The organism is Sphingorhabdus sp. (assembly GCF_044374345.1).
Classification (GTDB): domain Bacteria; phylum Pseudomonadota; class Alphaproteobacteria; order Sphingomonadales; family Sphingomonadaceae; genus Sphingorhabdus_B.
Genome location: NZ_JBILOS010000098.1, coordinates 1 through 7,879 on the forward strand (window position 1 = coordinate 1; position 7,879 = coordinate 7,879).

General features: G+C 51.0%; 9 protein-coding genes. 3 read left to right on the top strand and 6 right to left on the bottom strand.

Going from position 1 to position 7,879, the window contains the following annotated elements; genetic code table 11:
- Nucleotides 1-147 precede the first annotated feature (147 nt).
- Complete coding sequence (locus ACIQ5B_RS09325) at nt 148-306, bottom strand: hypothetical protein (protein WP_397598774.1); 159 nt, start codon at nt 304-306, stop codon at nt 148-150.
- Between the two features lie 265 nt (nt 307-571).
- On the opposite strand from ACIQ5B_RS09325, the gene ACIQ5B_RS09330 reads away from it, so the two are divergent.
- Nucleotides 572-1,732 carry an AAA family ATPase gene (locus ACIQ5B_RS09330; protein ID WP_397598775.1) on the top strand — a complete coding sequence of 387 codons (1,161 nt, stop codon included), beginning with the start codon at nt 572-574 and terminating at the stop codon, nt 1,730-1,732.
- Nucleotides 1,725-2,477, top strand: coding sequence for a DUF4435 domain-containing protein (locus ACIQ5B_RS09335; RefSeq protein ID WP_397598776.1), 753 nt, complete (start codon nt 1,725-1,727; stop codon nt 2,475-2,477). The genes ACIQ5B_RS09330 and ACIQ5B_RS09335 overlap by 8 nt, the downstream gene beginning before the upstream one ends.
- 170 nt (nt 2,478-2,647) lie before the next feature.
- Here ACIQ5B_RS09335 and ACIQ5B_RS09340 read toward each other — a convergent pair whose 3' ends face one another.
- From ACIQ5B_RS09340 to ACIQ5B_RS09355, 4 genes are all read right to left on the bottom strand, one after another.
- Nucleotides 2,648-3,160 carry a hypothetical protein gene (locus ACIQ5B_RS09340; RefSeq protein ID WP_397598777.1) on the bottom strand — a complete coding sequence of 171 codons (513 nt, stop codon included), beginning with the start codon at nt 3,158-3,160 and terminating at the stop codon, nt 2,648-2,650.
- A 106-nt stretch (nt 3,161-3,266) separates the two neighbouring features.
- Nucleotides 3,267-3,674 (bottom strand): fucose-binding lectin II, encoded by a 408-nt coding sequence (locus ACIQ5B_RS09345; protein WP_397598778.1) that lies wholly within the window; start codon nt 3,672-3,674, stop codon nt 3,267-3,269.
- A 10-nt stretch (nt 3,675-3,684) separates the two neighbouring features.
- A complete protein-coding gene (locus ACIQ5B_RS09350; protein ID WP_397598779.1) occupies nt 3,685-4,089 on the bottom strand; it encodes a hypothetical protein in 405 nt (134 codons plus the stop codon).
- Nucleotides 4,086-5,624 (bottom strand): hypothetical protein, encoded by a 1,539-nt coding sequence (locus ACIQ5B_RS09355; RefSeq protein WP_397598780.1) that lies wholly within the window; start codon nt 5,622-5,624, stop codon nt 4,086-4,088. The genes ACIQ5B_RS09350 and ACIQ5B_RS09355 overlap by 4 nt, the downstream gene beginning before the upstream one ends.
- A gap of 300 nt (nt 5,625-5,924) precedes the next feature.
- Between ACIQ5B_RS09355 and ACIQ5B_RS09360 the strand changes: the two genes are divergently transcribed.
- Nucleotides 5,925-6,893, top strand: a complete 969-nt coding sequence (locus ACIQ5B_RS09360; RefSeq protein ID WP_397598781.1) for a Stealth CR1 domain-containing protein — start codon at nt 5,925-5,927, stop codon at nt 6,891-6,893.
- Between the two features lie 16 nt (nt 6,894-6,909).
- Here ACIQ5B_RS09360 and thiC read toward each other — a convergent pair.
- A partial coding sequence (gene thiC, locus ACIQ5B_RS09365; protein ID WP_397598782.1) for a phosphomethylpyrimidine synthase occupies nt 6,910-7,879 on the bottom strand: 970 nt, incomplete at its 5' end.

Below are 7,879 nucleotides of genomic sequence, written 5' to 3' on the forward strand. Positions count from 1 at the left end.
CCACTCATCCTAACTGTCGCTTTTTTCGTACAAAGGCGAATGCCCGCTCAATGGGGATGATATTGTCCACCGAGACCTCCATTACGTTTTGGCCGCCGTCTTTTTCAGCAGCGCGATTGGATATCTAATTGAATAGCCGTTAGTTTTCTAGACGCCTTCTGCTTTCACAATCTGCTGCCGTTCGAACGACGCGCGGTCATAATAGCCAAAGCCGCCATCATCATAGGCCGAGCCACCGCCATAAGAGGCGCAGCCCCCCGTCAGCGCAGTCGCGGCGATCAATGTTGTGATAAGTGCTTTTTTCATATGGAGCTCCTTCGGTTGATCCGAACAGCCAAAGCACGTCAGCGTCAGCATACGGAGAGTATCAAGGGAAGGATAACGGGCCGGAGCGCGCGGTGTTCCGTTTGGGGCGGATGGAGTGCGTGGCGGAGTATACGAACGGTTCGTATACGAGCCGCTCGTACTTGGGCAAATCTATGATGGTTGCGACCTTCTCACTAGTTTCAGTGACAGTGCGCTCAACTCCTATTCAGTGCACTGTCACCGTAAATCGGGAGCGGGAAGAATCATGAGAATCAAGTCCTTCGAAGTCAGCGGTCTGTTGGGTCGAAAAAAGCCGCTTCGGTTAGACTTCCATGAAGATATAAATATCCTCACAGGACGAAACGGTGCCGGAAAAACCAGCGTACTTAAATTGATCTGGTATATCATCAGTGGAAATATTTTACTCGCTTTGCAAGAAGTCAATTTTCAGAAAGTCACCATTGAAACAGACGAGTATACATGCACGGTTGTAAGAACTGGGAAAGCTACATGTAGAGTTGAGATGTCTATTGGCGAATCCAGCAGAACGTTTGAAGATGAAAGAGATGAGGATGGTGATATTTTTATAAATGCTGAAGATGGCGCAAATCCAGTTTTAATGAAAATTGGACGCTCAGTTTTCCTTCCTACATTTCGAAGAATCGAAGGCGGCTTTTCTTTAACAACGAGTTCTTCACGACCCGGCATCGGAACCGGAATGTTCGGCAATGCCCTGTTACGTCCAGCTCGTGAGAAAAACGATGTAGAAGATGGACTCACGGAACTTGCTAGGAAACTTACAAACAAGTCTCATTTGTTCATCACAGCCATTTCAACTGTAGACATATCCAGTATTTTGCTAAAAACTTACACAGATCTCTCAGAGCTATATAACTCTCAACAAAGATCGATGTCACAAGAAATCGTTGAGACGATACGGGGGCGGCAACCGACACAAGATGGCGGAAGCGATTTACAAGAAGCCAACGAATTACTGGATTCAATTAGGCAGAAAATTGAGCAAGTTGAGCTGAACCGAACATTTATTATGGCTCCAATTGAAGCGATACAAAGTACTGTAACCACAATGTTCAAACACTCCGGAATCAAGTTTAACGAAAGGCTCAGCTTTGGCGATGCCGCGTTGGCGGTAAACTCAGATTCTCTCTCTGCGGGAGAGAAGCAGATGCTTAGCTTCATTTCCTACAATGGTTTGTATGAAGATGCCGTATTTTTGATTGATGAGCCTGAGTTAAGCCTTCACGTTGATTGGCAACGGCAATTGTTTCCTACGCTCATTCGACAACAGTCATCAAATCAGTTTATTATGGCGACCCATTCGCCCTTTATTTATGGCAAGTATCCGGACAAGGAACTACAAATCGACCCCGACCGTGGCGATACTGAGGCTGAACTCCATGGGTAGCTTAAGTAGTGTTGTTACGGCAGATGACTTTATTGCGACAATAAATCATTCCAACACAAAACATATTTTGGTTGAGGGCACGGATGATCTAATATTCTTCCGAAAACTTGAGGATGAATTTTATTCGGCAGGCATTAGCGTGCTTCCTGTCGGAGGAAGAAAAACAGTATTAGAAATTTTTGATCGTAAAAATGAAATTACAGACTCGGAATCAGTCATATTTTTTGTAGATCAAGATTTATGGGTTTATTCTAATTTACCAGAAAATTATCAACATCCCTCTCTAAAAACTACATTTGGTTATTCCATTGAGAATGATTTATACACAGATGGCAAACTAGAAGGTCTATTATTGTCAACGGAATTGGATGAATTTAGATCCAATCTTGCAAAATTTTCGTATTGGTATGCACTTGCATTATATCGCATACTTAATGGTGACGAAAATCAAAGCATTTCTGATCATCCAAAGAGTATCATTTCGAGAGATGATAGATATATTGAAAAATGTACATTGTCTGACCATGAGGTACATCCAGCGGATCTTGCCACCGCAATTTCCAATGAATATCAAAAATTGCTTAGAGGAAAGTCATTACTCGAGCTAATTCTAATGCAATTGGCCGTTGCAGGCCGCACGGCAAATTACAGTCGCGTAGCATTAATGGAAATCGGCGTATTAGCCAATGGACACTTGATGGGGCAAATAAGAGGGTGGGTGCAAGATCGACTGTGCCCAAGTTGAAACATAGCCGGGCATCCTTCTCGCGTTTCTAGACTCATATCATTCAATCACGCTCGCAATCACCAGCGCCCATATATAGCGCGCGGCCGTTATGTCCTCGCTGCGCTCGTTCGCGTCGGGCGCTTGCGCGCCCTCGGCCCCGTCATAGACCTTGCTCATGTGCGCCATGCTCAATTGGCGACCGCTTCTACGACCGTCAGCCTCTCTTCGGTTGTCGCTGTGACGTCTGCGTTGCGGTCGGTTATCGTAATCCGCACGGTATAATCACCGAGCTTCTCGCCATCTTCGATAATCAACGCAGGACCGACGGGAGACAGTCTGAGATCGTAGCCGTCAATCGGTGGGCCGCTCCAGATATCTATGTCTTTTTGCTCGCCATAAATTTGGCCATCTGGATCGCGAAATTCCACGTTTCCTTGCAGATTGCATTTGCCGGACGCGTCGGCCTTGCATCCTGCAAAAATGATGAAGGCTGTAATGCGCTTATTGCGCTCAATCTTTGTGGTTGTGCTTAGATGGGGCGGGGTTGGCTTGCTCCATTCGGTCAGGAATTCATCCGGTTTGTCTGACCAGAGCTGTAAAATCATCAAATCCCCCGCCCTACCTTCATTTGTTAAAGGCTTGGCTGCTGGTTCAGCCGATAGCCCTGCGGACGCTAACAGTAGAGCAATTGCCAGCATCAATCATGCTCCCGATCGCCAGCGCCCATGCAAAGCTCGCGTCCGGCCTGTCCTCGCTTCGCTCGTTCGCATCGCGCACTTGGTTCCGCACACACTTTGATCAGCCGCGTCACCCCAGCCGCGTAAACCACTGAATCTGCAAAAACGTGTCATTATAATCATTGTCGCTGCCATCTTCGGAACCAAAGATATAACGGGACATGACATTGGAACCGCCATTATCCAGCGTATCATTTGTCCAAATAACGTTGGACCAACGACTGCCGCCATTGGTGCCGAGATATAGCATATATGGGCCATTTACCGACGATGGCACTTGGAAAAACCCTTGGCCAATGACGGTGGGTGCATGGCCGTCTGTGCTTGCGCCTTCCACCGAAAATATGCGGTTGTTTGATGCATCGTTCAGCGCAACAAACTGGCTGAACGTCGCTTGGGCGGTTGCATTCCAAAATATCACCATTCCGGGCGGCAACATGATGGGGATGCCGTTTCCTGATACGGGGCCATTGGACATGTTTTCTCTCCTATCCGACGTGGTCAAACCAGGTCAAAGACAGCCAGAGATCGTTGAAATCCTGATCACTGGAATCTTCTGAAATGAAATTATAACTGCTGATCTTGGTCGTGCCGCTATAGGTCAGCGGCAGATCGTCCCAGATCACTTGCGACCAGCTGGCGCCGCCATTGGTGCCAATATACAGCATATAATTGTTCGACGGGTCGCCCGCGACAAAGCTTCCGTTGCCAATCGGTGTCGGCGAATGTCCGTCCACGGACGCACCCGTCGCCGTGAAGATGATATTGCCGCGACTATCCCTTAACTGGACGAACTGGTTATTCGTCGCTTGGGCGGTGGCGGTCCAAAGCGCTGTTTTTCCCTGTGGCAGGGTGCAGGCAATTCCATTGCCGGAAACAGGTCCATTGCTCATTGCGTGATACCTCCGCTTCTACCGGATGTGCGAAACGACTGTTTTTCCGCGGTCACGTTTTCCGGCGCATTGTCGTTGGCCGCACTTGGCGGCGTCGCGGCATTTGCAACGCCGCTGTTGCAGACATAAGTGGGATCCTGTGCCTTCAACGCCTTGCAAATGCCGACGGCCATTTGTGTCTGCACCTCGGCCGTAAAATTATTGGGATAGGCGGCGGCGGTTGGGAACACTTTGGTAAATTGTTGATACATAGGATTATTGGCAATTTGCGGCTGGGCATAGAAACCCTGCGTCGCGACCAACAATGTCCGCCATGGTGTGCCGGCGGGCAGATCCTGCGATTGGACGATGTAATTTTTCATCGGCAAATCGGTCATCATAGTGGTCAGGGCAGCGGCGTCGGCGGCGCATGGCGTGCCCGGCTTACATGTCGAGCTGTTGGTCACAAATGCATCGGAAAAAAGCAACGGCTGCGGCTTGGCACCCCATGGCGCGATCACCGAATATAATGGCGACACTGGCCCGTAATAATTGATGTAAAAAGATTGCTCGGAAAAGCCCATGTCTGAACCCGAATGGCCAGTGGCAAATACCTGTTCGGTCGTACCATTTGCACCGTTGTGATAGACATCGTTCGTGCAATTATTGGTGCCGTCATCGTTGCATGTTGCCGTCAGTTTCAGCAGGTTGGAAATGACGGTCGGGTCAGGCGGCATGACCATAGACTGATTTATTTTGTCCAATCCATATGTCTGGACATAGCCGTTGATATACATGGCCGGTAATGTCCAACTGCCGTTAAAGCTTGCGGCGATCTGCGGCGACACCCGCCGCGTTTTCAGGAACGCCAACAAGTCGTCCAGCGTTTTGACATTCGTCAACGCACCGTCGCTGGCATATATGAAGTTGGAGCATAGCCAGCTTGGAATAGCCCAGACGGTTCCATTTATGGTCACACTCGCCATCGCCACGGGAAGCGCTTTGTTGGGAACGCTCGTTACTTTATTGATCAACTTCTCGCGCACAACGAAATCCAAATAGGTAACATCCATTTCAATCACATCGAGGCCATTTGCGGACAAAAGAAGTGGAAGGTTGTCGAAACTATATATGTTCGTTTGGTCATTTAATTGTGCGGCAAGCAGAACATCGGGGTTCTGTGCCTGATACGTTTTGATGACATGCGCGACCAATGCTTCAAACTTATTCCCCGGCAATGTTGGCAGATACGGGTAAAGCGCCGCGTTCAACACGCGTTTTTGCTGTCCGTTGAGGAATATTTGGCCATCAGGCGCGGCCGGCGTGATATTCATCATCTTGGTCGTCAGCCCGCCGCAGCTCACCCAATTGATGACCGGCTTACCCGGGCGCGTCATATTCTGCCCCACCCTGAATGATGCACCCGGCTGTACGGTGATATTCCAATCAAAATTATAGCCGGTCGCAATGGTCCAGCCATCGACGGTACAGGTGATTGGGGCGTTCGAACCATTGTTCAAAACAAGCTGTCCGGCATTGGCAGAAACGGGAAGCATGATCAGTGCAATAAAAATTGCAAGAGAACGACGAAGAATAGACAATTGCACTCTCCTTATTTTATCATGTCGAACATCATTATATTTAATAAAGAAATACGTAATAAATTACGGTAATTATTCGTTAATTTATGGGTGATTTTTACTTGGAAGCGAAATGTCACAATTCCTTGGTGCAACGGCCAACCGCACCGGCCCGTGACCGTCATCACGCCTTCCCACCCCCCAAAGATTTTACATTTCCCAAAACCTCTGCATAAACCTACAGCGGCAAAAAAACGGGGCGTAAATTGTGGGTGAATGATAGAGGTCGATGCAGTCATTACGTGGGTCGACGGGGCGGACCCCGCGCATAAGGCACAAAGGGATTTCTATTTGGCAGAGGCCAAGGCGGAGGCGGATGCTTTCGCGCGTGCGCCGCTCCACGATAATGGCACCAACCCCCATCGCTGGGTCTGCAGTGACGAGCTGAATTACTGCGTGCGTTCCATCGCCAACAATGCGCCGTGGGTGCGGCGGATATGGATCGTCACCGACAATCAAATTCCGCAGATCACGCAATTGCCGCCCGAATTCGCGGCGAAGATCAGCATCGTTGACCATCGCGACATCTTTGACGGGGCGGAAAATGCGTTGCCGACATTCAATTCGCTGTCGATTGAAACGATGTTGTGGCGCATCCCCGGGCTGGCCGAACATTTCTTATATTTCAATGACGACGTCTTCCTGACCGCGCCGGTTACGCCGTCGGATTTCTTTGCCGGCGATGGCCCCGTGTTGCGCGGCAAATGGACCGACCACAGCGATCTGGCGGCCTGTGGCGCGAGCCGTGATGAGGCCAGCCTGCTGAACCATTTTAACCAGATTAACGCCGCGCAGATGATTGGCTATAGCGCCGACCATGTGTTCGAAAGCGCGCATGTCGTGCACCCGATGCAGCGTTCGGTGATGGCGGATTTATGTGCGACCTACGCGGCCGAATTTGCCCACAACGCCAGCTATCGCTTTCGCGACACCGCGCAGTTCCTGCCGCAAAGCCTGCATAACCATGCCTGCCTTGCCGACGGCAGCGCCGCGATATTGGACACGCGCGATTATCTGCACATTGCCGTCGGCGCGCATGACCAATGGAGCGCCGACGATGTCAGTGGCTATTTGCGCGGGGCGGAGCGCGACGCGATCAAATTTCTGTGCGTCAATGACTTGCCAGAAATAGAGCGCAGCTTCCCCGATGCACGTGTGTGGATCGAACAAGCGATTGGCGGATAGCCGCGCCGATTACCCCTCAATCATGCTCCCGATCACCAGCGCCCATATATAGCTCTCGGCCGGTTTCGTCATAGACCTTGCTCATTTGCGCCATGCCGGCCTCTGCCTCTTCCGTTGCGATGAACGCTTCGGCTGGCTGGTTCTGTAACCGCGCAAACTCCCGCACTTCTTGGCTGATTTTCATTGAGCAGAATTTTGGTCCGCACATCGAACAGAAATGCGCTGACTTTGCGCCTTCGGCGGGCAGCGTTTGGTCGTGATATTGCTCCGCCGTGTCGGGATCGAGGCTTAGGTTGAATTGGTCGCGCCAGCGGAATTCGAAGCGCGCCTTGCTGAGCGCATCGTCGCGGACTTGCGCGGCAGGGTGGCCCTTTGCAAGGTCAGCGGCATGTGCCGCGAGCTTATAGGTCACAACGCCAACCTTCACATCGTCACGGTCGGGCAGGCCCAAATGCTCCTTTGGCGTGACGTAGCACAGCATCGCCGTGCCGTACCAACCGATCATCGCCGCACCAATGCCGCTGGTGATATGGTCATAGCCCGGCGCGATGTCGGTGGTGAGCGGTCCAAGCGTGTAGAATGGCGCTTCGCCGCACACCTCCAACTGCTTGGTCATATTCTCTTTGATCTTGTGCATCGGCACATGGCCGGGGCCTTCGATCATCACCTGCACGTCCGATTTCCACGCGCGGTGGGTCAGCTCGCCCAGCGTATAGAGCTCGGCAAATTGCGCTTCGTCATTGGCGTCGGCAATCGATCCGGGGCGCAGGCCATCGCCAAGGCTATAGGCGATGTCATAGGCCTTCATAATCTCGGTAATGTCGTCGAAATGTTCGTAGAGGAAGCTTTCCTTGTGATGCGCGAGGCACCATTTCGCCATGATGGAACCGCCGCGTGACACGATGCCGGTCATGCGCTTTGCCGCGAGTGGAACGTACGGCAAGCGCACGCCCGCGTGGATGGTGAAGTAATCGACGCCCTGTTCG